Source organism: uncultured Fibrobacter sp., assembly GCF_900316465.1.
Lineage (GTDB): Bacteria > Fibrobacterota > Fibrobacteria > Fibrobacterales > Fibrobacteraceae > Fibrobacter.
In genome coordinates this window covers 1-22,345 of record NZ_ONDD01000014.1, presented here as the reverse complement: position 1 = coordinate 22,345, position 22,345 = coordinate 1, and the positions used below count along the sequence as shown (strand labels likewise).

17 protein-coding genes are annotated in these 22,345 nt (G+C 52.7%); 13 read left to right on the top strand and 4 right to left on the bottom strand.

The window, feature by feature from the left end; genetic code table 11:
- Positions 1 to 14 precede the first annotated feature (14 nt).
- The 4 genes from QZN53_RS06845 (at position 15) to QZN53_RS06830 (ending at position 4,351) form a co-directional block, all read left to right on the top strand.
- Complete coding sequence (locus QZN53_RS06845; protein ID WP_163438222.1) at positions 15 to 500, top strand: dihydrofolate reductase; 486 nt, start codon at positions 15 to 17, stop codon at positions 498 to 500.
- A complete protein-coding gene (locus QZN53_RS06840; RefSeq protein WP_163438221.1) occupies positions 501 to 2,216 on the top strand; it encodes a GGDEF domain-containing protein in 1,716 nt (571 codons plus the stop codon). It abuts the gene before it with no gap.
- Between the two features lie 70 nt (positions 2,217 to 2,286).
- Positions 2,287 to 3,594 (top strand): MgtC/SapB family protein, encoded by a 1,308-nt coding sequence (locus QZN53_RS06835; protein ID WP_163438219.1) that lies wholly within the window; start codon positions 2,287 to 2,289, stop codon positions 3,592 to 3,594.
- Between the two features lie 13 nt (positions 3,595 to 3,607).
- Positions 3,608 to 4,351: a hydroxymethylpyrimidine/phosphomethylpyrimidine kinase gene (locus tag QZN53_RS06830; protein ID WP_163438217.1), complete on the top strand. Its 744-nt coding sequence runs from the start codon at positions 3,608 to 3,610 to the stop codon at positions 4,349 to 4,351.
- A 430-nt stretch (positions 4,352 to 4,781) separates the two neighbouring features.
- Here QZN53_RS06830 and typA read toward each other — a convergent pair whose 3' ends face one another.
- Positions 4,782 to 6,614, bottom strand: coding sequence for a translational GTPase TypA (gene typA / locus QZN53_RS06825; protein ID WP_088628160.1), 1,833 nt, complete (start codon positions 6,612 to 6,614; stop codon positions 4,782 to 4,784).
- A 100-nt stretch (positions 6,615 to 6,714) separates the two neighbouring features.
- Here typA and QZN53_RS06820 point away from each other — a divergent pair, with 100 nt between their 5' ends.
- Positions 6,715 to 7,170, top strand: coding sequence for a hypothetical protein (locus QZN53_RS06820; RefSeq protein WP_163438216.1), 456 nt, complete (start codon positions 6,715 to 6,717; stop codon positions 7,168 to 7,170).
- Here the strand turns inward: QZN53_RS06820 and QZN53_RS06815 are convergent.
- Both QZN53_RS06815 and QZN53_RS06810 read right to left on the bottom strand, forming a co-directional pair.
- The gene (locus QZN53_RS06815) at positions 7,167 to 8,405 is read right to left on the bottom strand and encodes a lamin tail domain-containing protein (RefSeq protein ID WP_163438214.1); all 1,239 of its coding nucleotides are present in this window, start codon (positions 8,403 to 8,405) and stop codon (positions 7,167 to 7,169) included. The two genes, QZN53_RS06820 and QZN53_RS06815, sit on opposite strands and share 4 nt — an antisense overlap.
- A 141-nt stretch (positions 8,406 to 8,546) precedes the next feature.
- The gene (locus tag QZN53_RS06810) at positions 8,547 to 9,038 is read right to left on the bottom strand and encodes a peptide chain release factor-like protein (protein ID WP_088628157.1); all 492 of its coding nucleotides are present in this window, start codon (positions 9,036 to 9,038) and stop codon (positions 8,547 to 8,549) included.
- A gap of 21 nt (positions 9,039 to 9,059) precedes the next feature.
- On the opposite strand from QZN53_RS06810, the gene QZN53_RS06805 reads away from it, so the two are divergent.
- From QZN53_RS06805 to QZN53_RS06785, 5 genes are all read left to right on the top strand, one after another.
- Positions 9,060 to 9,785, top strand: a complete 726-nt coding sequence (locus tag QZN53_RS06805; RefSeq protein ID WP_294652164.1) for a hypothetical protein — start codon at positions 9,060 to 9,062, stop codon at positions 9,783 to 9,785.
- An 8-nt stretch (positions 9,786 to 9,793) separates the two neighbouring features.
- Positions 9,794 to 10,669 (top strand): hypothetical protein, encoded by an 876-nt coding sequence (locus QZN53_RS06800; protein WP_163438210.1) that lies wholly within the window; start codon positions 9,794 to 9,796, stop codon positions 10,667 to 10,669.
- 39 nt (positions 10,670 to 10,708) lie between these two features.
- A complete protein-coding gene (locus tag QZN53_RS06795) occupies positions 10,709 to 14,812 on the top strand; it encodes a C25 family cysteine peptidase (protein ID WP_294652162.1) in 4,104 nt (1,367 codons plus the stop codon).
- A 2-nt stretch (positions 14,813 to 14,814) separates the two neighbouring features.
- Positions 14,815 to 15,681 (top strand): hypothetical protein, encoded by an 867-nt coding sequence (locus tag QZN53_RS06790; protein WP_163438208.1) that lies wholly within the window; start codon positions 14,815 to 14,817, stop codon positions 15,679 to 15,681.
- A gap of 123 nt (positions 15,682 to 15,804) precedes the next feature.
- Positions 15,805 to 17,541, top strand: a complete 1,737-nt coding sequence (locus tag QZN53_RS06785) for a carbohydrate-binding protein (RefSeq protein WP_163438206.1) — start codon at positions 15,805 to 15,807, stop codon at positions 17,539 to 17,541.
- A 107-nt stretch (positions 17,542 to 17,648) separates the two neighbouring features.
- Here QZN53_RS06785 and metK read toward each other — a convergent pair whose 3' ends face one another.
- A complete protein-coding gene (gene metK, locus QZN53_RS06780) occupies positions 17,649 to 18,839 on the bottom strand; it encodes a methionine adenosyltransferase (RefSeq protein ID WP_163438204.1) in 1,191 nt (396 codons plus the stop codon).
- Positions 18,840 to 19,088: 249 nt separating this feature from the next.
- Here metK and QZN53_RS06775 point away from each other — a divergent pair, with 249 nt between their 5' ends.
- The 3 genes from QZN53_RS06775 to QZN53_RS06765 all read left to right on the top strand — a co-directional run.
- Positions 19,089 to 20,843 (top strand): type II and III secretion system protein, encoded by a 1,755-nt coding sequence (locus QZN53_RS06775; RefSeq protein ID WP_294652159.1) that lies wholly within the window; start codon positions 19,089 to 19,091, stop codon positions 20,841 to 20,843.
- Positions 20,840 to 21,925, top strand: coding sequence for a hypothetical protein (locus QZN53_RS06770; RefSeq protein WP_163438202.1), 1,086 nt, complete (start codon positions 20,840 to 20,842; stop codon positions 21,923 to 21,925). Before QZN53_RS06775 ends, QZN53_RS06770 begins: the two co-directional genes overlap by 4 nt.
- On the top strand, positions 21,918 to 22,345 hold a 428-nt coding region (locus QZN53_RS06765; RefSeq protein WP_163438200.1), incomplete at its 3' end, for a hypothetical protein. The genes QZN53_RS06770 and QZN53_RS06765, both read left to right, overlap by 8 nt.

Genomic DNA, 22,345 nt, shown 5'->3' with positions numbered 1-22,345 from the left:
GGGAGGACAAAGATATGTTGATTTCTGCAATTGTCGCGATTTCTCAGAATAACGTGATTGGGCGTGACGGGCACTTGCCTTGGCATTTGTCCGCCGACCTCAAGCGTTTCAAGGCGATTACGACCGGGCATTCGATTGTGCTTGGCCGCAAGAATTACGACGATATCGGACGTCCACTCCCGAACCGCACGAATTACGTGCTCACACGTAACCCGGCTTTTGAAGCTCCGGGCTGCGTTGTCTGCGGCAATCTTTCTCAGGCTATAGAATCTGCTCGCGCCGCCCACGAAACAGAATGTTTTATTATTGGCGGCGCGGCCGTTTACCGCGAAGCCATGCCCCTGGTGCAAAAACTGTATGTGACGCGCGTGCTTGCTGACGTCGATGGCGACGTCTTGTTCCCTGAATGGGGCGATGGCTGGCACAAGGTAAGCGAAGAAAAATTCGAAGCCGACGAAAAGAACGATTACCCGACAGTGTTCGAGGTGTGGGAGCGTTAATTGGTAGAACCGGATAGAATTCATAAGCAATATCTTTGGGTCACGTCAGTTTCGACTGTCGTTTTGATCTTGCTGTTTGTCGTCTTTTTGATTGCCGTTCGTTACAACGGCGTCGCTCCGCAAAGTGTCCGCCTGGATAAAGGTTGGACCGTTACATACAAGGGCGAAAAGACCGGGGTAGAGTCCTTGGTGAACTATACGTTCCCCGAAAAACTCATGAGTGGTGATTCGTTGATCCTGGAAGGCAGGATTTCTGCGAACCCGCTTTCGCACCCGATTTTCAGATTCCGGACGGTGCATAGCGCTGTCGAGGTTTTTGAAAACGGCAAAAGCGTTTATGAGTATGGTAAAGATCGCATGTTTCCGGGATGCGGTTACCATTATGTCCACTTGAACCATGGCGAACATCAAAGCTTGAAGGTTGTGCTGGTCGAAAAAATAGACAACCGGAAAATCACCTTCTCGAAATATGAACTTTTGCCCGAAGAATACTCCGTGAGCGATTATTCCTCGCGCCATATTTTTGCGCTTGTCATCGGAATATTCCTGATTCTTTTTGGGTTGCTTGCCGTTATGGTGGGCGCCGTCATGCGCATTTACGGTGTCAATTATTTCCGCCTGTTGATGATTGGGCTCTTGTCGTTTACGTTTGGCACCTGGACCATGTGCTATACGAAACTGATCCAGGTAGTGTCATACAATTTGACGTTCAATACGACACTTGAATATATCTGCCTTTATTTTGCGCCGATCCCGTTTACGCTGTTGCTTTGGAACATGCAGAAGACGCGTCTCAGCCAAGCCAAGACTTGGGTCATGAAGTTCCTGGTGGCCTACGAGGTCGCTTACTTGGCTGTCTCTTCGGTTCTTCATTTTACTGGATTGCTGTTCTACCCGCAAATGCTGGTGTTTTTCCATGCGGTCGTTTTTGCCGGATTGGTATACTTTGTCTATTCCGGCATTCTCTACAACAAAAAAATGGACGAGTCCGGAAAGATTCTTTCTCGCGGCGTCTTGTTCTTTGTGGTGATGGTGATAGCGGACATGCTTCGCTATAATTTTGCCCGCCATCTCGCAATCGACAACCCTTTGCTGGAATCGTCCTGGATTCCGTTGGGTACGCTTGGCTTTGTATTCTCGCTAGTTCAGAGCTATGTCGTTTACTTGGTCTACATTTTAGAAGACCGCGCCGAAAAGGGGGCGCTCGCTACGATGGCCTATCTGGATGCCTTGACGGGGCTTTATAACCGTGCCAAGTGCCAGCAGATTTTTGATATTTTGGACAAGAGCTTTGGCGACTACGCTTTTGTGAGTATCGATATGAATGGCCTGAAGGCTGTGAACGACAAGTATGGCCATAACGAAGGCGATAAACTCATTAAAATCTTTGCAGGCCTTTTCAATGAGGCTTTTGCGGGGGTGGGTACCGCTATTCGCGTGGGTGGCGACGAATTCTTGGCGATTGTGCGCAGCGAACACGTGGCCGACGTGAACGATGCTGTCAAGAAGATGACCGACTTGCAGAAAGAACGTAGCGAAGGCTTGCCGATTTCACTCGAAGTGGCCTACGGCGTGGCTTACAAGCATGAATTCTTGAAGAACGGCTTTAGCATGGCCGAAGAAACCCATATCGATGCCGAAAAGGTTTACCACCTGTCTGACGAACGCATGTACGCCATGAAGGCGAAGATGAAGTCAAAACTCGCAAGGCTGTAAATCTCACTTTTTTGCTTATTTTCACAAATAGGTTGATTCCCGTTACGAGTCTTTAATATATATTAAAGACATGCTTGACTTTAACGTGTTTTATCGTTTGGCGGCTGCGATTGGCATTGGCCTGATTATTGGCCTGCAGCGCGAGCACACTTATTATGACCAGTCGGATAGGCATCCGGCCGGTGTTCGTACGTTTACCCTTGTGGGGTTGGCGGGTGCCATGGCAGCACTCCTTTCGGACCAGATGGGTGGCGTAGCGCCTTTTATTACCGGATTTGTTGTCGTGGGCATGCTTTTGATGGCTATGCATGTGTCTTTTGCGATTGGTCACCGTAAGCAAGATGATTCTATTGCGGGTCATTTGCCCGGTGGCGATGGCATTACCACAAGCGTCGCGGTTGTGATTGTGTACCTGCTCGGAGGCATTTGCTGGTACGGGCGCTTGCTAGAATCTTGCGTGATTGTGGTAGTGATTCTCTGGGTGCTTTCGGCGAAGGAGCAGTTGCATACTTTTGCGCAAAAACTTTCGAAAGAAGATATTTTGGCGACGGTCAAGTTTGCGGTGATTTCGGCTTTGATTTTACCGTTCTTGCCGAACCAGGCTTACGGCCCTGCGGGGCTTGAAGTCTTGAACCCGCACACGATTTGGCTTTTTGTCGTTTTTATCAGCGGTATCGGTTTTGTGGGCTATGTGCTCATTAAGCTTGTGGGCCCGGGCAAAGGCATTTGGCTTACGGGTTTGCTGGGTGGCCTTGCCAGCAGTACGGCTTTGACCTTGAATTTGGCCGGGCGCAGCCGAGAAAATGAGGATTACGCGTCGGACTTTACGCTTGGCATTGTGCTGAGCTGGGCGGTGATGTATGTGCGCCTATACCTGATTTGCATTTTCCTGAGTGGTGCACTTGCGAAACCGCTTGCGTTGCCGCTGTTGTTGCCCGTGGTGCCTGCGCTTGGGTATGCACTGTTCCTCAAGATTCGCGAGTTCCGCGATCACAAGCAAAAGTCTTCGGACTTTTCGAACCCGTTCAAGCTTTTGCCGGCGATTAAGTTTGGCGTGATTTTTACCTGCGTGATGTTTATCGCCAATGCGGCACGCGTGTATTTGGGCGCCGGCGCGCTGTTGGCCTGTAGTTTTTTGGGAGGCGCCGCCGAAATGGATGCGGTGGCGTTCTCGGTAATTGATATGAACTTGAAAGCCGGGCTCCCGGTTCGTGAATTGGTGCTGGCGTTGTTGTTTGCTAGCCTCGCCAATACAATCACAAAGGGTGGCATGGTGATTTTCTTGGGTGCAAAGGCGATGCGTCGTCCGATTTTGCCTGCTGTAATCCTGATTTGCTTGGTAACGGCTGGCCTGATTGGGTATTACGCGGTCTTATAAAAAAGGATAGGGTATGGGTGAAAAACTGGTTCACGCTTTGACAGTGGCTGGCTTTGACGGCTCGGCGGGTGCAGGCTTTGTGTCTGACATCAAGACAATGGCGCATTTTGGCGTGTACGGCCAGGCTGTCTGTACGGCGCTTACACAGCAGAACGAAGAAGAATTCGTGGCGCCCGGCTGGGTTATCTGGGATCGCATCGAGGCGCAGCTGGAAACGCTTTTTAAAAAACATAAGTTCAAGTTCGTGAAAATCGGCCTTGTGGAAAAGGCTCGCACCTTGAAGCGCATTGTGGAATTTGTCCGCGAAAAGTCTCCGGACGCCTTCATCGTGTGGGATCCGATTGCAAGCGCGAGCGCAGGGTTCCACTTTATGCGTGATGCCGAAAAATTCTTGCCGATTATGAAGTCCATTGACTTGGTGACGCCGAACCAAGATGAATTTGCGTACCTGGGCTTGGGCCTTGCTGAATCCCGCGGACAAATCAAGATGGGTCGCGACTTTGCCGTACTCCTGAAGGGTGGCCATGCCCGCGGCAAGGAATCGATCGATACCTTGTGGTATAACGAAGAACAGTTCAAGTTTATCAGCCCGAGACTCCCCGGCAAAGGCAAGCACGGCACCGGCTGCGTGCTCAGCTCTGCAATCCTTGCGAACGTGGCGCTCGGCAAAGATGTGCCTACCGCCTGCGAAATCGCCAAGCAGTACATGAACGAATACCTCAAAACCGGCGAAGGCCGCCTCGGGTTCTTGGTGTAGGCGAGATTCTTTTAAGGTGCCTCACGGATTGGGAAAAGCTAACGCTTTTCCTAGTTGTTGCCTTAAAGTAATTGACTTTGGGGATATCCATAGGTGGTGCTGCATCGGGTGCGGCAAGACAGTGGAAGTGTTGCCCTAAGGCGGAAGAAGATGAGTCGTTGAGCGAACATTAGAGGCCGAAGGCCGAATCCATGTGAGCGAGACGAGCTCATACTCATAGAGCATAACTCAACTAAAAAACGGAGGTTTCAAGTTTCGTATATCTCTGGAGCCGTGAGCTGCCAGCTATCGGGGCGTTGCGGGGTGTCCCCGCAGTGAGGGTAATGGAAGACCCGGCTGAGTCGGGGCTGTAATTAGGGGGATGCTTCCCCCTTTATAAAAACAAAAAAGGCACTCGGTTGAGTGCCTTAAATTTTTTATGAAGTAAGTATTAATCCTCTTCGGCCGGGCGCTTGGAGAGCTGCTTGCGCTTGATCGGGTCGAGCTCGGTCTTGCGGAGGCGCAGCACTTCCGGCGTGACTTCGATGCATTCGTCTTCGTTGATGAAGGTGACGCATTCTTCCAAAGTCAGGCGGCGGTACGGAGTCAGTTGAATCATGTCGTCGGCAGACTTGGAACGCATGTTGGTAAGGTGCTTACCCTTGGTCACGTTCACGATAATGTCGACGTCGCGGTTGTGTTCACCCACGATCATGCCCGGATAAACTTCGGCACCCGGTCCGATGATGAGGTAACCGCGGTCTTCTAAGTTGGAAAGAGCATAGCTTGCTGCTTCGCCCGGTTCCTTTGCGATGAGCACGCCGTTCACGCGGGCCGGAATTTCGCCCTTGTACGGTTCGTAGTCCTTGAAGATGGACTGGCTGATGGCGTAACCCTTGGAGAGGGAAAGGAGCTTCGGACGGATACCGATAAGGCCACGGCTCGGAACGAGGTATTCGAGAGTGACGCGGTCGTTTTCGTCGGTGGTCATGTTGACCATTTCGCCCTTACGGGTGTTGATTTCCTGAATGCAGGCGCCGCTGAATTCGCTCGGCACTTCGACCTTGAATTCTTCGATCGGTTCCAGGAGCTTGCCGTTTTCGTCGTTCTTGAAGATCACCTGGGGAGAACCGATGGTGAATTCATAAAGTTCACGACGCATGTTTTCGACGAGGATGGTCAAGTGGAGAATACCACGGCCAGACACCTTGAAGGTAGAAGCGCCATCGACCTTTTCGACCAAGAGGGCGGGGTCGGCCATGTGGGCGCGTTCCAGACGTTCCTGGAGCTGGTTACCCGTCATGAACTTTCCACCGTACTTACCGGCCAAGGGCGAGGTGTTCACGGTGAAGAGCATAGAAATGGTCGGCGGGTCAATGTGGATGCGCGGGAGGTGCACCGGATTGTTCGTAGAAGAGAGCGTATCACCGATGTCGAAGTTGTCGAGACCGGCGATCAAGATGATGTCGCCCGGACCGGCTTCTTCGATCGGCTGCGGAGTCAGGCCTTCGTAGCGCAGAATCTTCTGGATACGGATGTTCTTGACCTTCCCGTCGGTCATAGCCTGGGCAACGGTCATGTTCGGCTTGAAGGTACCCTGCTGCACGCGGCCCACGGCCAAGCGGCCAAGGAAGCCCGAGTATTCGAGGGAGGCAATCTGCAGAAGCGGTTCTGCATTCGGATCGCCCTTCGGGGCCGGAATACGTTCGATAATCTTGTCCATCAAAATGTGGAAGTCGCCATCGGGGTCTTCCATTTCGGCCTTGCAGATGCCCTTACGGCCAGAACCGAACACCTTGTCGAAGTCGAGCTGCTGTTCGTTGGCGTCGAGTTCGCAGAACAGGTCGAACACCTTGTCGAGGGCGCCGTGCGGGTTACAACCGTCACGGTCGATCTTGTTCACGACCACGATAGGAATAAGTCCCATTTCAAGGGCCTTCTGGGTCACGAAGCGGGTCTGAGCCATGGGGCCTTCGAAGGCGTCCACCACCAGAATCACGCCGTCCACCGTGCCGAGCACGCGTTCCACCTGGCCACCGAAGTCGGCGTGCCCCGGGGTATCGACGATGTTCACGCGATAGCCCTTGTACATGACGCTCGTGTTCTTGGAGAGGATGGTGATGCCGCGTTCGCGTTCCAGGTTGTCGCTATCCATCACGCGTTCGTTCACTTCTTCGTTTTCGTGGAAGGTTCCGCACTGCTTGAGGAGCTGGTCCACCAGGGTAGTCTTACCGTGGTCAACGTGGGCGATAATGGCGACGTTTCTGATTTTAGATGTATCCATAATGGCTCTTTTGATTGACGTTTATTTTTGCGCGCAAATTTAGAAATTATAGCCGATTATGGCAATGTTTTGGGGTCAAGTTTACTATATTTGGGCTACTATGGCAAAAGAACTCGACAATTTTGACGATGAAGAAATGGACGAAGCCGCCCTCGAGAAGTTTGATTCCGAGGACTCCCTTGCCCAGACTCCTGTGGTCCGTGATTATAGCGACCGCCGTATCCTGATTTGGGAAGAAGACGATTCCCATCGCGAAGCTTGCCTGACCGTGTTGACAGACCTTCTGGTGGGTGCAACCATCAAGGCTGTAAAAACCGAGGCCGAAGCCCAGGAACAGCTGGAAAACGATGACTGGGACACTTTCGTTGTCGATTTCTACACCGAAGGCGTTTCCGCAAGCGACTTCATCAAGAGCGCAAACAACTATCCGGGCTCCATTCTGGTGGCCCTGAACATGGGTCCGTTGACTCTTGCTGAAGAACGCGATCCAGCCCGCACAGAATTACTGCGCAGGCTGTTTGACGTTGAACGCGCTAATACGCAGATTCACGCTTAATTACAGAAATTCAGTTCGCCCGGAGTGGGAGTCGTAAGGCACCACGCCGAGGAATCCGAACGCATGTTCCAGTGGTCAACGTTCAGTTGGCCACTTTGATTGTATTTACCCGAACCGACCGCGGGTACCACGTTGCTATGCAGCGAGTCAGGAGCGCTTGCGTAGTACAGGGAATCGAGGGTTTCTCCGTCGCATTGCAGCACCACGGCGCCCTTGCTGTTGGACATGGCGCTCCAGCCATCGGTATTGATGTGGAGGGCGGGAGTGTTTTCGGAGGCGGCATCGCCTAATACGAGCACCTGGCCCGGCAAGATTTCGCTTGCGGTGAGGGCGTAGCGCTTGATGCTAGTGGCGCTCCCGAGTCCGAGCGTGCAGTCGTCGAGGATAAGCGTGTCGATGCTCCCGTTGTAGATTTCAACGAATTCATACTGCGTGCTATCCTTGGCGTTGGGCGCAGAGTAGTATTCCGTAATCAGCAAGTCATCGGCCTTGGGCTTGCGGAATGCGGCACGGAGGGCGAGCGTAATGGATACGTTGCGCTCGTCGGCGGGCTTTACGGAGACGGCGATTTTGCTGCGGAGCGAATTCAGCGAGAGGTCCGGCACCGGGCTGTCTTCGGTGAGCAGGAATCTGTCGCTCAAGTCGTAGATGGCGTTGCCGTCTGCATCGAACAGGGAAATCTGTACTTCGTATTCGACGCCGAGCTTGAGCATGCCGCTCTTGAAAAGGAGCTTGCCCGTGGATTCTTCCATGGGGATTTCGTAGCGCTCGTCTTCGGAAACAAGCGTCATGGTTCCGCTTTCGATACCGCTTTCGTTCCTGAGGCCGATAGGCACTTCGACCACCACGAAGCCCACGATGGGGTGCATCTGGATGGGAATGTCCACGACGGCACCGGCCTCGAGCTTGGTCGAGAGTTCACCCATCTGCATGAGGGCGCCGTTCGCATAGATCTTGGCCTTGAACGTCCAGTTGTCGCTGGGGAACAAGTCCATGTTAAAGAGCGAACTGTCGGCGGAATGCACGTAGTGCAACGTGTCGGCGCCGTAGCAGTCCAGCACCAGACTGTCGAGCAGGGGTGGAGTGTTGTACTGCAGGCGGAGTGCGACCGATGCCGTGCCCGACTTGCTGATGGCGGCGCTTGTTTCGTGGGTATCGCTGCTGCAGTTCCAAAGGGCGAGAGCACACAGGAATGCGGTGGCGATGTTTGCGTGTTTTGTTTTAATAGGACTCATAATACCTCCATTTGGTTGAGTGGTCCTATTTACTAACACGCCATTTTTGATAAAAGTGTCTGATTTAACCCCTGTTTTTTGAGGGTTTTTGCTGTAAAACTTTATTAACCAAAACTGCCGGATGGGAAAAAGCCGGAAACCCTAGAGTTTTAGAGCTTTCTGGCCGTTTTGCTTGCGGTTGCCCTGTAGCTTGGTGGCGCATGCCTTGTCTTGGCGCAAAATCTTCACGAGAGCACTCGGTGTCAGGTTGAATGCGGCGGCTGCAGCCTTGGTGTCGCCATTCTTGGTGGCCATGATGTCAAAAACGTGGGCCACGAATAGCGGGAACAGGGGGTTGGATGGTTGCAGGTGCCCGTTGCTGCCGGGGAAGGGCATTTCGGGGTTTGCCGGGGTTTCGCGGACTTGCAGGGCGAGAGCCATTTGCATTCGGTGTAATGCATGCACCTTGTTTTCGTGGGCGGACCTTCCTTCGCACGATTTGATTTCTAAATTAAAATCCCGTAAGGTGAGCAAAACTCCGGTATTGGTCTTGTTGCGGTGCTGTCCGCCAGGGCCAGAGCCTTGGAACCCCTTGAGGGAACAAGCGCGGAGCAGTTCGTCAAGCGTCATTTTTAAATAGGTATCGCGATGCATACTCTTAAAAATACAATTGTTATGGCCCTTGCAATTGGGGCAAGCGTGTTCTTTTCTGCCTGTGCGGGCTCTTCGAAAGCAAAAGATCCGGGCGACCCGCGTAATGAATCTTTGGTAGATGCAACTCTTGGCGAATCGGCCGAAATCAAGAACGAAAAGGTGGGACACCGCGAATATGACAAGCAGGCTATGCTCGAATCCATGTTCCAGAACTTTTTGGTTGCCATTCGCGAAGATACGCCGGCCGACGACCTTTACGCCATGTTGACGGATTCTTCGGAATACTGGCTCGATACTTTGGAACGCCACGCTATGACCTATGGCCCCGCCGAACTCGATACCTGCCAGTTCTACGAAATCTATTCGATTCTGCTGTATCGCCTTTATGAACGCGAACACCTGTGGCAGGTGCCCGAAGACCGCATGCTTTGGCTCTATATGTCCAAGGCAGGAATCATTCATAACTTTACCAAGCTGAAACTGGGCCCCATGAAAATCAAGAACGACCGCGGAAGCATTGGCCTGGAACAGAGCCCCGAAGTGCCGATCATGATTTTCGAATGGGATGACAAGTCCTGGAAACTGGATCTTGTCGAAACGGTGCCCCTGATTACCAAGGGCATTGAAGCCACGGCTGTCAAGAAGAGCTGGAGTAACAAGAAACTGGCCCTTTACTGGCTCGACCGCGAATACCACATGACGTATTCGAGGCTCGATGATTCCCTTTGCGAACCCATTGGCTTCTAGTGGTGAAGATGAACTTTTCGAAGATTCTTGTTTCTGTATTAGTTTGTTTGTACTCGGCGCTTTGGGCTGCTCCCAAGGGTAAGCCTTATACGGCGGGCTCCGCCAAGGTGGTGGGCGCGGTAGAATCAAAGACTGCTTTTAGCGGTGAACGCCTTTTTGCAACGCTCGATTCTGTGGGTGGTACAGGCACCTGGATGGAATGGGATGTGAATGGCGTGAAAGACCCTGCACTTATGGGAATTCTGGACCCGATGCTCAAGGGAACGAACAAGCCCGAAATGGTGTGGGTGATTACCGAACGCGCTAAGCCGTTGGTTGCCGTGTTGCTGCCCAAGGGTAAGGGCGAAACTATACTCTTCTATGAGGTTCCATCGCTTGATGCAAAGCCTGTTCCGCTTTCTATTAATCCGGTGCTTGACCCCGAGGTGGTTTTCCGCGACTACAAGCAGGTTTCGGACAAGGAATTTGTGCATCGCGACAAGGATAACCTGAAAGTGAAGCTTTTACAGTCGGGCATGCTCTTTACTTACGAAAAGAAGGGCGAAGATCCGTTGTACATGGTGGCTGACTACGCGACTAAGGAGCCTGCCGAAAAGAATTCGATTTTGACCGATTACGAGGACTACTTTAAGTACGAATATTCGTTGATGCTCAGAGCCTTTGTCCAGTCGGTCAGGGGAGTATTCAATTGGCAGCCGTGGCACTGGTATATGCCGGCCTGGAACGCCAAATTCATGATTAAGCGCGCCGAGCTTGAATCGATCCTGATGCGCGGCGTGGCACCCTCGTTCTTTAGGCTTTTCAAGGCGACAACGCCTGCCGGAGAATCTATTGAATTCCGAACGAATGGAAATGGCTATTCGGAATTAGAAATTCGCAAATAATCTGTAATCTGGGCATTCGTTATTTGCTATTTTAGGATTGTGAAGCCTAAAGTACTTATTACCCTTTTTGTGGCCCTGGGGGCAATCTGCTCGTTTGCCCGCGTGGTCGAAGATTCCAGGACGCGTTACGTTCTGGATGACACTGTCTTTGAATCTAGTATTCATCCTTGTGATTCCACCGGTTTGCCTGGGGCAAAATTCAAGCCCGAAAATGCGACCTTCTTGGAAAAGCACGATATGCCTTTTAGGCATTATTGGGTTGCATTGCCCGCCAATAAGAAACCGACTGTTTCTGTAAGCGATACCAAGACTGTTCCGCTGGGAGCACCCTTGTGTGCCGAACATCGCGATATTCGAACGGATTCCGCTTGGATTTATTCGATTAGTGTTTCTGAACCTGTGCTGCGCGATGGACTTTGGATGACCAATATTCGCGTGCCGCTTTATGTTAAGAACGGTTCGTCGGTGTCGCTGCGCAAGGATTTCCGCTTAAAGGTTCAATTTAATGGTTCTATAAACGGAGTCAATCCGGGTCAGCGCGCCCTTTCTAGAGTGCAGAACCCGGTGGCGGCTTCGCGTTTTGGTATTTCGAAGGCGAAGGCCATTAAGGCCCTGCGTTCCGAGGCGTCAGACGGTGACTTGCCGACATTTGTTGCGAAATTCCGCGTGGGCGACCAAAATGTGTCGACCAACAGTGAAGACGGTTTGTATGCGGTAAGCTATACTGCAATTCGCAATGCCTTGCCCAACCCCAAGGATTTGGATGGCATTCCGGTGGAATGGATCCGCCTTTATGGTGCGTCGCCCGATACGCTTGCCGACATGGCTCCCGGTGTGAGCGACCGCCTTCCGAACCAGATTTTTGAAATTCCCATCGAAATTCGCGACCATACGCCGTCTTCGGAATACGGCTCTGCAAGCAGCGCGCCTGACAACCTGTTTAACAGTGGTGACACCATTGTGTTTATCGGTTACGGAAGCGGTTTCTGGAAACGTTGCGACCGCGAAGATCCGTTCTTTGCAAATGGCAAGATGGACTACTACCATTCTTATTCCCCGTATTCGTTCTACCAGAATTTCTTGCTGGGCTACAAGCAGAACGGTAAGGGAATGCGCTTTAACCAGACGGTGGCGACACCTGCCGGCAATGGCAAGGATGTAACCTGGTTGCGCTATGCGCGCGCCGAAAAGGATGCAGACTTGCGCGATACTTACTTCGGTAAGGAACTCGACTGGGAAAAGGCGACCGGTAAGGAATGGTACTGGTTGTGGCATAGCCGTTTGGAAACGATGACGGTTCCGTCTTCTGAACTTGAAATGAAATCGACCAAGCAGTTGCCGGGCCTTGTTCCGGGCGGCAAGCAATATGCGGCGGTGACGTTCTTCCCGCATCGCTCCGTGTGGGCGAGTGCTGCTGTGGTGGACCGCGACCAGCGTGCAAACCTGACCCTTTCGGATAGTTCTTACAGTCGACGCATGGATTCCATTAACTTTGCTTTCGAAGTCAATGGCCTGCGCGTAGATAATGCAGAAATGGAACTTTTGCCGGGTGGTAACTTCCGCATGGACAATCCTGGTCTTGTCGAAAACAATAACCAGTATGTGCTTGAAATGTTGCCGGCTGAAAGACAGTACGACCGTTTTGACGGCTATTCCGTTGCGTACCAGTGGACGCCTGTTGTTGATTCTGCCGAATGGCTGTTGCCAGGTGGTGCTGTTTCGGGCATTATCAATGTTCCTGTTCCTGCAAATACCAAGGTGCTCAAGTTCTCGAACATGCGCCCGGTCGGATTCCTTTCGGCTGCCGGTGGCGTTGCCAAAGACAGTATTACCCTTGGTGAAGACGTGCGCTACATTGCCGTTAAAGAAAATGTATTCCGCCCGGGCTTGAAGATTGAGGGCATTGCCAACTATGGCGACGGTGTACTCAAGGATCTTTCGAAGCCAAATTCCAAACTCGAATACCTGATTATTACGCCGGCCGAATTCGTGAATCAGGCGAAAAAGCTTGCCGAATTCCGCAATGACGGATCTGCTGTTGCAACGTTTGCGACTTCGGTCGTAGTTGTGGAAGACATTTACAACCGCTATACGGCGGGCCGTATGTCGCCTGTGGCAATCCGTAACTACATTGCCTACGTTTATTCCGTGTGCCCGAATTTCCGCTATGTATTGCTTGTGGGCGCAGGTCACTTTGATTACCGCGATATCAACAAGAAGTATGGCGTCCCGCTGATGCCTCCGTTCGAAAAAGAAGATGCCGTGATTGAAGACTTCTTTGGTGTTCTTGACTCTGGTGAAGTCGTCCAGTACGGTACGTATGATTTGGATGTCGCAGTCGGTCGACTTCCGGTGGCGACAGAGGCTGAATTCGCAAGCTACATCGAAAAGGTCAAGGACTACGAAAAGAAAGGCGTCATGGACTATTCCGACTGGCGTGCGACTTTGTTGCATGCGGCAGACGATGCCAAAAATAGCGGCATGAATGACGTGACCAAGCATACCATGTACCAAGAAAACTTGGTGCGTGCTATTGACAGTGTGGCAGCCCACAAGAATGAACGCTGGAACTTTAGAAAGGTCTACTTGCTTGATTACACTGAAGATGCATCGGGCCAGAAGAAGGACGCTGCCGAAGACTTCTTGAATATCTTGAATCAGGGAGCTTTGTTTACCACTTATTTTGGGCATGGTTCCAAGACGGACTGGGCAAGCGAAGGCCTGCTCAAGCCTAGCTACATTCCGAAGCTTTCAAACAAGGGTCGTTACACGATTCTAGGCTCGTTCTCTTGCACGGTGGGCCGCTTTGACGAAGGCAATGCCCGCTCCCTTTCTGAAGAATTCTTGATTAAGGCTGGTGCAGGTTCTATTGCGTCGATTGGTGCGACTCGCGAAACCTTTGCCGAGTACAATTCCAATTTCGGTACGAACTTGTTGTTGAATTCCTTGCGCGAACATGGTGAAACTCTTGGTGGGGCATTCTTGAAGACCAAGAGGGCCGTGAGCATGAATTATGACCGCCAGCGTTACAATAATGAACGTTACATTCTTTTGGGTGAACCGGTGATTCGTATGCCGAGTGGCGAATTCAAGCTCACGCTGGATAATCCGATTGATTCTATCAAGGCACTTGATCACGTTAAAATTTCGGGTTCTGTCGAAGGTATTGACGATGGCTATGTGGACTTGATTCTTCGTGAAGGCCGCACGAGCAAGGTAATGGACCTTCAGGTGCAAGATGATACCATTAACGTGTTCTACGATGGTGGTTTGATTTATTCCGAAAAGGTGCCTGTGAGGGGCGGACGCTTTGCAACTGATTTTGTGACGCCGCGTAAGATTTCGATTGGCGATACGACGGCAGAATTCAGCGCTTGGGCTTATTCCTCGAATGCAAGTGCTGTTGGCCGTGAGTGGCTCAGAAATTTGGTCATTAGCGGAGTTTCGAACTACGCCGATTCCTTGAATGACACGGTTCCGCCTACGATTCAGATTCAATCCTGCTATGCAGGAGGTTTGGCTACCGATTTTGCCGACGGCGAAACTGTCAAGCTGCAGTCGCCCGCATGCTTGCAGGTGATTGTGGAAGATTCTACGGCGCTTGACTTTAGGGAACAGGCTGATGAAGGTATTTCGTTTGAAATCGTGGGTGTGCAGGAACCGTTCCACCCGTGGCCCTATTTGGAACAGACTTCTAAGCGTGCCAAGTTGCGCATGAACTTTAGCGCGGAACAGTATCCTGCAGGCAAGTACGAATTCAAGGTGTTTGCAAAAGACGTTTTGGATAACTTTGCAATCAAGTCTTTGAATCTTGAAATTACGGACGACATGGAATCTGGCCTTGCCGACGTGTTCAACGTGCCGAACCCGATGGGCAAAAAAGGCACCACCTTCTACTTCAAGAATTTGGCTGTAGATCGCGACAGCAAGGTCGATATCTTTATCTACAACCAGAATGGCAAACTGGTTCGCGTGATCAAGAATGCAGTTTCGGGCGTTACGCACTGGAACGGCCACGACAATCACGGGCGCCTGCTTGCAAACGGTCTGTATCACTATGTGGTGCGCAGCACCGTGTCTGCTAACGACAAGTTTGGCAAGAAAACTTGGACTAAAAAACAGAAATTATTGATTTCGAGGTAATTATGGATTTGCGTGAAAAGCCTGGTAAAGTTCAGACTTTTTTGGAATTGATGTTGCGTTTTCGTTTGATCGCTTTGGTGGTCATGGTGATTGCGACTGTTTCATTTGTGGCGACTGGCTGGCAAGAAATTGTTTCTTTGCCGCTGGGCTCTTCTGAAGCTCTCGGAATGTGGCTTGCTGAAACGGAATCTGCAAAGGCATTGTGGGAATCGGCCCGCTACATTGGCGTTGCAAGCATTGCCTGCGTGGTGATGTTCGTGGTATTTGGCGGCGTGCGTGCGGGTATTGCCTCGGCTGTTTCTGCCGTGCTTTCGTTTGCGGCCTTGTATGTGCTGGGCGGTGCCGAAAGCATGCCGCTCCCGATGTTTGGAATCCTTGCGCTGGTGGCGGTTGTCATGTTCATTTTCGTGAAACTTTCGGTCGCTTGCGCGCTGTTCCCGTTTGTGCTTTCTTGGCTGTTCTTGAGCGGAATCCTTGAAGTGATTTCTTCAAAGTTCGATGCCGCGGCAAGCTTCATGTGGGGTGTGCATTCTGCATTCGCCTTTGCTTGCGCTATGGCATTTGCCGTGGTTGCGGGCAAACACTTGAGCGAAGGCGTGCCGCAGGCGGGTGCGCTTGTGAAAGCCGCCAAGCAGTTGCTTGCGCCGGTCGTAATCGGTTCTTTGCTCTTGGTTTCTGCCATGACTTTTGACATGGGTGAACGCAACTGGGCTTATGCCGTGCTCCAGTTTGTGGCATACCTCGTGTGGTTCTTCGTGTTCTTCTTTTCGATTTCGAGTTTTGGCCCGTGGGAACGCTTGCGTTCCGGAAGCCGTCGCGTCGAAATGAAGGACAAGAAGAAAAAAGGCGCTGGCAAGAAGAAGAAGTAAAGCCTTCAAAAAAAGCGTTGTCGTGGACAACTTGTAAAAGCTTTTTTATGCCTTGAACGCCCTTTTTGCGCGAAAAAAGGGTAGATTTATAAAAAAGCGTTGGTGACGCAAGGAGTATGCGGGATGTTTGAAGTACCTTCCAAAATTATTGCCGTCTTGTGCGGGCTCGCGGTTTGTGCGTCCGCCGCGGTGGACCAGTGTAAGCCCATCGGCTGGGCGACCCGTTCGGGCCGTACGTCGACTGCGTTCGAGGTGACGGGCGGCGGTAACGTGGCCCCCATTACAGTTACGACATTCGCCGACCTGCAAAAATACGCGAAGGATTCCTCGCCGCGGGTCATCTACATTGATGGCGTGCTCGGTAGCGGCTGGAGCGGTCGCACGGGAGACCGCCTGAACATCACCGGCTCCAACAAGACGATTATCGGGCTCAGGCCGGGAACCGTTCTCAAGGCCCCCATCCACATCAGCAAGGCTTCGAACATCATCATCCGCAACATCGTCATCCAGGGCCCGGGCAGCAATGCCGAACAGGCGTGGGATAACTTGACCATCGAAAACAACGGCTCCAAGAACATCTGGATTGACCACTGCGAATTCTGGGACGGCCAGGACGGCAACGCCGACGTGGTGAAGGGTGCAGACAACGTAACGTTTACTTGGTGCATCTTCGGCTACAAGAAAAAGAGCACGCATAACCTCTCGAACCTTATCGGTAGCTCCGACAACGAACCCGAAAGCGAAGGCAAGTTGAACGTGACCTACATGTTCAACTGGTGGAAGGCCGCAAACCAGCGCAAACCGCGCTGCCGTTACGGGAACGTGCACGTGGTGAATAACCTCCTCACCGGCGATGCGAGCGTCACGAACGGGACCGATGTGCTGGGCGTCTCGGCGGGCCACATGTGTCGTGTGCGCACCGAGCGGAACGTGTTTATCAACGAGGCGAACCCGATTTATACCGGCAATGCGAACGGCACCGGCGTGAACGAGGTTATCGACAATATCTTTACGAACTGCTCCGGCAATACGAAAGGCACGGGAACGTCGTTTACGCCGCCCTACGACTACACGGGATTCATGCTGCCGGCAAGCGAGGTGGAGGCCGCCGTGAAGGTGAATGCGGGAGCGACCCTCAAGAGCCCTACGGAATGTGATGCGGACTATGTGGAACCGCCGCCTCCGACTCCCGATAAGCAGTATCAGGCAGAAAAGGGCTCCATTACGGGCGGCGTTTCTGAAAGCAGCAACTCGGGCTTTCACGGTGACGGATACGTGAACTTTGACAAGGGCGGAAACGTGGTCGTGCCCGTGAAAGTGGATACCGCGGGCCAGTATAAGTTCGAAATCGATTTCGCTAACGGCTCTGGCGAGGCGCGCAGTCTTGCTGTAAGTGCGGGCCTCGACACCGCGACCGCGTCGTTCAAGGCGACGGGGGCGTGGACGACCTGGAATACGCAGGAAGTTCTCGTGAGTCTTGCCGCGGGCGAAAATGCGGTTAAGTTCGCAACCGTCGGCGGCAATGACGGCCCGAATATCGACCAGTTCGATGTAACGCTTGTGAAGGCGCAGGTGGTTTCGCCGGATACCTCGAAGAAGGATACGACTGTCCGCGACACGAGTTTGGGCGATACATCCAAGACGGCCATCCCGATGCTTTCGGGCTTGTCGCTCCAGCAAGGTGCATACACCGTGAGTGTCTATGCGACCGACGGAAAGTTTGTCCGTAAAACGGAAAATGTCTCGCAGTCGATGCTCCGTAACACGCGTGAACTGACCGCAGGCCTCCCCGCGGGCGTGTACCTGGTACGCGTTACCGCTCCGGGCGTAAGCAGAAGCTACTTTACCGCAGTGAAATAAACGCGAATCGCTTCGGCATGTAAAAGAAACAGCCCCGAAAATCTCGGGGCCGTTTTTATATCTTGCGCTAGGCCTGCGCCGTTTAGCGGTTGCTAAACCTCCGCAGCCTAAATCTTGGCGAGCTTCTTGAGCGTGGCGGCCTTGTCGGTCTTTTCCCAAGTGAAGCGTGCGCCCGTGCGGCCGAAGTGGCCGAGAGCGGCGGTAGACTGGTAGCCCGGCTTCTTCAGGTCAAGCATCTTCACGATGCCGGCCGGAGAGAGGTCGAAGGTCTTGGCGACAATGGCTTCGATTTCGCGGTCGCTGATCTTACCCGTGCCGAAGGTGTTCACGAGAACAGACACCGGCTTGGAGTAACCGATAGCGTAAGCGAGCTGGACTTCGCAACGGTAGGCGAGGCCAGCAGCCACGATGTTCTTTGCCACATAGCGAGCGGCGTAAGCGGCACTGCGGTCGACCTTGGACGGGTCCTTACCGCTGAATGCGCCACCACCATGACGGCCCATGCCGCCGTAGGTGTCGACGATAATCTTACGACCGGTGAGGCCGCAGTCACCGTGCGGGCCACCGACCACGAACTTGCCGGTCGGGTTCACGAGGTAACGGGTCTTCTTGTCGAGCAACTTGGCCGGAATCACCTTTTTAATGAGCTTTTCGATGATTTCCTTTTCGATCGTGGCATGCTTGAGTTCCTTGCCGTTCACGAATTCGTCGTGCTGGGTAGAAATAACGACTGTGTCCACGCGGACCGGCTTGTCGTTTTCGTCATATTCAACAGTCACCTGGGACTTGGCGTCCGGGCGGAGCCACTTGATCTTGCCCTTTTCGCGGAGGTTCTGGATTTCTTCCATGAGCTTGTGGGCGAGGCTAATCGGGAGCGGCATCAGTTCCTTGGTTTCGTTGACGGCGTAACCGAACATCATGCCCTGGTCACCGGCACCCTGCTTGTCATCTTCCTTACCGTCTGCGGCCTTGGCGTCCACGCCCTGAGCGATGTCCGGAGACTGCTTGTCCATAGCGACGAGCACGGAGCAGCCCTTGTAGTCGAAGGCGAGTTCCGGATTCACGTAGCCGATACCCTTGATGGTCTTGCGTGCAATCTGCTGGTAGTCAATCACTGCCTTGGTGGTGATTTCGCCGGAAATCACGACGAGGCCCGTGTTCACGAGCGTTTCGCAAGCGACGCGGCTATTCGGGTCCTGCGCAAGGCAGGCGTCGAGGATAGCGTCAGAAATCTGGTCGCAAACTTTGTCCGGGTGTCCCTTGGACACCGATTCAGAAGTAAAGAGATAATGTGCCATGTAGGCTCCTTAATGTTTTCAGCACCAAAAAGAATGTCGCGTTTTTGAGCATTCCCAAGCGCTGAAAAAACGGGTTTGTGTTTTTCTATGCATAAATGTACAAAAATGCATAAACTCTGACAACTCCAAATAGCTTTGTCGCGACCAATTTGTTCTTTTTGCGATTATTTTTGTATCTTTGCGTCGATTCGCCAAATTGGGAATCTTTTTTATATCCCGGGCAGGGTTATTGCCGTTCCCGAGGGAATATTGTCCCGTACATTGTTGTTTGAACCCGCAAGGCGAGCCTTTGCGTTGGTTGCCCCTGTGCTTTTGGGGGCGTTACTCTGTTTTGCTCCTGTGCGTGCCGAAAAACCGGTGTCGCTGGATTTCGTAGACACGCCAATTGCCGAGGTGGTGCGCTTGATTTCGCTTGCGTACAAGACCCCCGTGCTGGTGGATGACGCCCTCGATTTGAAGGTGACGTTTCATTTAGATGGCGTGGGCGTGCTGGAAGCCTTGACGGCGCTCTGTTCGGCCCACGGGCTTGAATTGGTGCAGCGGGAATCCGTGTTCCATGTGCGGCGTGCGAGGGAGCGCGGCGAGCATGAATTTACCCTGCGCGATTCGCTTGTCTCGCTGTCGGTGAAGGATAAAGAGGTGGGCGAATTCGTGCGCGAGTTTGCCTTGAATTCGGGCCTGAATATTTTGGCGGTACCTGGGCTTGAAGGCCGCATTACGGGCGAGCTTCGCTCCATGCCTGCCGAGGCGGCATTTCGCTCGATCATGTCTGTACATGGTTTTCGGGTTTGGCGTGAAGGCGGATGCCTGAGGGTAAGCGCCGGGAGTAAGGCCGCAAGCGAAGCGAACGATAAAATCCGGATTTTCAGAGATGGAGACTTGTTCAGCGCCGAGGTGAACGATGGTGATTTGGCGCAGGCGTTGAACGTACTTGCCGAGGTTGCGGATTTGAACTTGGCGCTGTATGGCGATATCCGCGAAAGTATGCGACTTAAGTTGCATGCGGTGACGCTTGATTGTTTGATTGAGTCGCTGTTTAAGGGGCGGCGGTACAGTTTTGCGCTTGAGGGCAAGACCTTGTACGTGAGCGAGGGCGGTACGCACAAGGCGCTTTCGGCGAGCAAACTTTACCCGCTGCGGCATGTTCATAGCGAGCGGGCGCTTGCATACTTGGGCAAGTTTGCGCCCAGCCCGAACTTTGTAGCGACCGAGATTAAAGAACAGAATGCACTGCTGCTGGGCGGTTCGCATTTTGAAATCCAGATGGCGGTAGACTTGCTCAAGCAGATTGATATTCCGGCGTTGCAGGTGACACTCTCTTGCATTGTGGTAGAATTTAAGCGCGGGCGTGGCTTTGAAATCGGGCTGCATAGCGGTGCCACGCGTAAGACCGCGGAACGCGATCTTGGCGCGCGAGGCTACTTCGATTTTATGGACAAGGACTTTTCGGTGGCGGGCGCCTTCGGTAAAATCGGGCTCTTGCCCGACCGCTTTGAACTGGAGCTAGCCTCGCTCGAAGAAAATAATCAGGCCGAGGTGCTCGCGCGCCCGCGCTTGACCACGCTCAACGGCAATAAGGCGGAGCTCAATGTGACAAACACCGTCTACTACTTGGTAAGCCAAGTGTCTGCCGACGGTTACCCGATAACAGACTACCGCTCCTTTAACGATGGCATTTCGCTAGAACTTACGCCGTCGGTTACGCAAGAGGGCCGGATTACGTTGGACGTCTCGCCTGAAATTAAGTCGGCGGGGCGTAGCTCCGGCGATGGCCCCCGCGACATCAGTACGCGAAACTTGAAGACGATGGTGGTGCTGAAAGATGGCGAAACACTTTGCTTGGGAGGCCTGATTCGTAAGAGTAAATCCGAGGTGCGGTCGGCGGTGCCATTCCTCGGGAGTATCCCTGTAATCGGGCGCTTGTTCAGCTACACCTCCGAAGAGGAAGAAGAAAATGAACTGGCAATTTTCATTACACCACATGTGGTAAAGGCGGGACTATGATTTTGAATATGACGACGATGTTTAGAAAATGGAGCTTTGCGCGTGTGGTTCCTGTAGAGGCAAAGTTCTTGACATGGGAATGTACGACGACGTTTGATGAAATCCCGGCGCAAGCTGAACTTGAGCGATTGTTTGAAAAAGAGTTCCCGCGTACGTGTATGCGCCTGCAGGAAAGCGGTGGCTTTTACCGGATTTGGCACTTGGTCTCTTTCAATTTTGCTGATGGACGGCGCTCCAGATTCTTGGTGGCGCTGGTGGAAAATCCTATTGAAAAAAACGGTCGGCGTGTCCTGCCTGAACAGATTTGGCTTTCGGCGGCGGCAGACCAAATAATTCGCGCGTTGCCCGAAAGCGATAACGCCGGAAATTATTTGTGCTATGCTCACGCAGAAGGTCGGCTTTTTGTGCTTGTATTCTTTGAAGGCCGTTTGTGTCACTGGTCCGAAGACGATGTGGGACCGCGTGCAAAATTGGATTTGGCGTTGTCGCGGTTCCGGCGTTTTTTAGAAAGCGATGCGCTGTTTTCGCGGGCGAATCATTTTGAAGAAATTCCGCTGCAAGGCGATTTTTCGCAGGCGTTATTCAAGCGGGCTTCGCGAGATTCCTTTTGGCGAGGGCGTGACTTGCGAAAGCCCGAAGTGAATGAGACGAAGGAATTCGCAGAATTTGCTAGCGCATTGCTTGGTCACAGGCTTTTTTGGCTAGCGATACTTGCGTTTGCGTTATTGCTTGGGAAAATTTGGAATCCGGCTCATCCTTCGATTTTGAAAGATGTGATGCCGCCGGAATTGTCAATGCCAGAAATTTCGTTGCTGGAGGTTTCGCCGGATTGGAACGAGGTAATGGATGTGTCGGAATCTAGTGTTCCGCAGGTGCGGAAACCCCAGTGCCTTTTGCCGGAGATTTTCTTGAAGGGAGTCGTGGGCGAAGAGCTGGCTGTGATTGCGATGGCGGGGGAGTCTAAAGAAATTTTGGTCGGAGATTCCTTGGGCTCGTTTGAGGTTCGGGCAATCGGGCGCGACCAAATTACTTTGACCTGCGGTGATTCTAGCATCGTGAAAAAGGTGGGCGCTCATGAGTAAGCGTGGTGCCGTTTTGCCGCTTGTGTTAGGGATCCTTTTGGCGGTGACGCTATTGCTGACCTCGCTTTTGCAAACGCCTGGAGGCCTGCGACGAGTGGCCTTGCGGCGAGCGCAAATGCAACAGCAGATTTATGATGCGGAATCTGCTTTGATTGCGCACCTGGAGGGCTTCCCTGAGGACTATTTCAAACTCCCGAAAGTCAAGCGCTCGCGGCATGGCCCGTGGGCCGATTTGTCTGCGGCGGTAGATTCTAGCCGGAGCGTTCATGTGCTGGCAGGAATTGCCTGCGATAGCGCCTGCAACATGCTCAAGTCCGCCAAGCTCCGGCGCGAAATTTATGAGGGCTTCAAGCAACGGCTGAATCAAGAAATCATGCTGGTCAAGCCCCCGCTCCAGCTTGAAATCAAGTCGGGCAACCG

Excerpts from the sequence above, each read along its gene's own strand:
- QZN53_RS06845 (WP_163438222.1), top strand. The coding sequence starts at position 15 with ATGTTGATTTCTGCAATTGTCGCGATTTCTCAGAATAACGTGATTGGG.
- QZN53_RS06835 (WP_163438219.1), top strand. The coding sequence starts at position 2,287 with ATGCTTGACTTTAACGTGTTTTATCGTTTGGCGGCTGCGATTGGCATT.
- QZN53_RS06830 (WP_163438217.1), top strand. The coding sequence starts at position 3,608 with ATGGGTGAAAAACTGGTTCACGCTTTGACAGTGGCTGGCTTTGACGGC.
- typA (WP_088628160.1), bottom strand. The coding sequence starts at position 6,614 with ATGGATACATCTAAAATCAGAAACGTCGCCATTATCGCCCACGTTGAC.
- QZN53_RS06820 (WP_163438216.1), top strand. The coding sequence starts at position 6,715 with ATGGCAAAAGAACTCGACAATTTTGACGATGAAGAAATGGACGAAGCC.
- QZN53_RS06815 (WP_163438214.1), bottom strand. The coding sequence starts at position 8,405 with ATGAGTCCTATTAAAACAAAACACGCAAACATCGCCACCGCATTCCTG.
- QZN53_RS06810 (WP_088628157.1), bottom strand. The coding sequence starts at position 9,038 with ATGCATCGCGATACCTATTTAAAAATGACGCTTGACGAACTGCTCCGC.
- QZN53_RS06805 (WP_294652164.1), top strand. The coding sequence starts at position 9,060 with ATGGCCCTTGCAATTGGGGCAAGCGTGTTCTTTTCTGCCTGTGCGGGC.
- QZN53_RS06800 (WP_163438210.1), top strand. The coding sequence starts at position 9,794 with ATGAACTTTTCGAAGATTCTTGTTTCTGTATTAGTTTGTTTGTACTCG.
- QZN53_RS06790 (WP_163438208.1), top strand. The coding sequence starts at position 14,815 with ATGGATTTGCGTGAAAAGCCTGGTAAAGTTCAGACTTTTTTGGAATTG.
- QZN53_RS06785 (WP_163438206.1), top strand. The coding sequence starts at position 15,805 with ATGTTTGAAGTACCTTCCAAAATTATTGCCGTCTTGTGCGGGCTCGCG.
- metK (WP_163438204.1), bottom strand. The coding sequence starts at position 18,839 with ATGGCACATTATCTCTTTACTTCTGAATCGGTGTCCAAGGGACACCCG.
- QZN53_RS06770 (WP_163438202.1), top strand. The coding sequence starts at position 20,840 with ATGATTTTGAATATGACGACGATGTTTAGAAAATGGAGCTTTGCGCGT.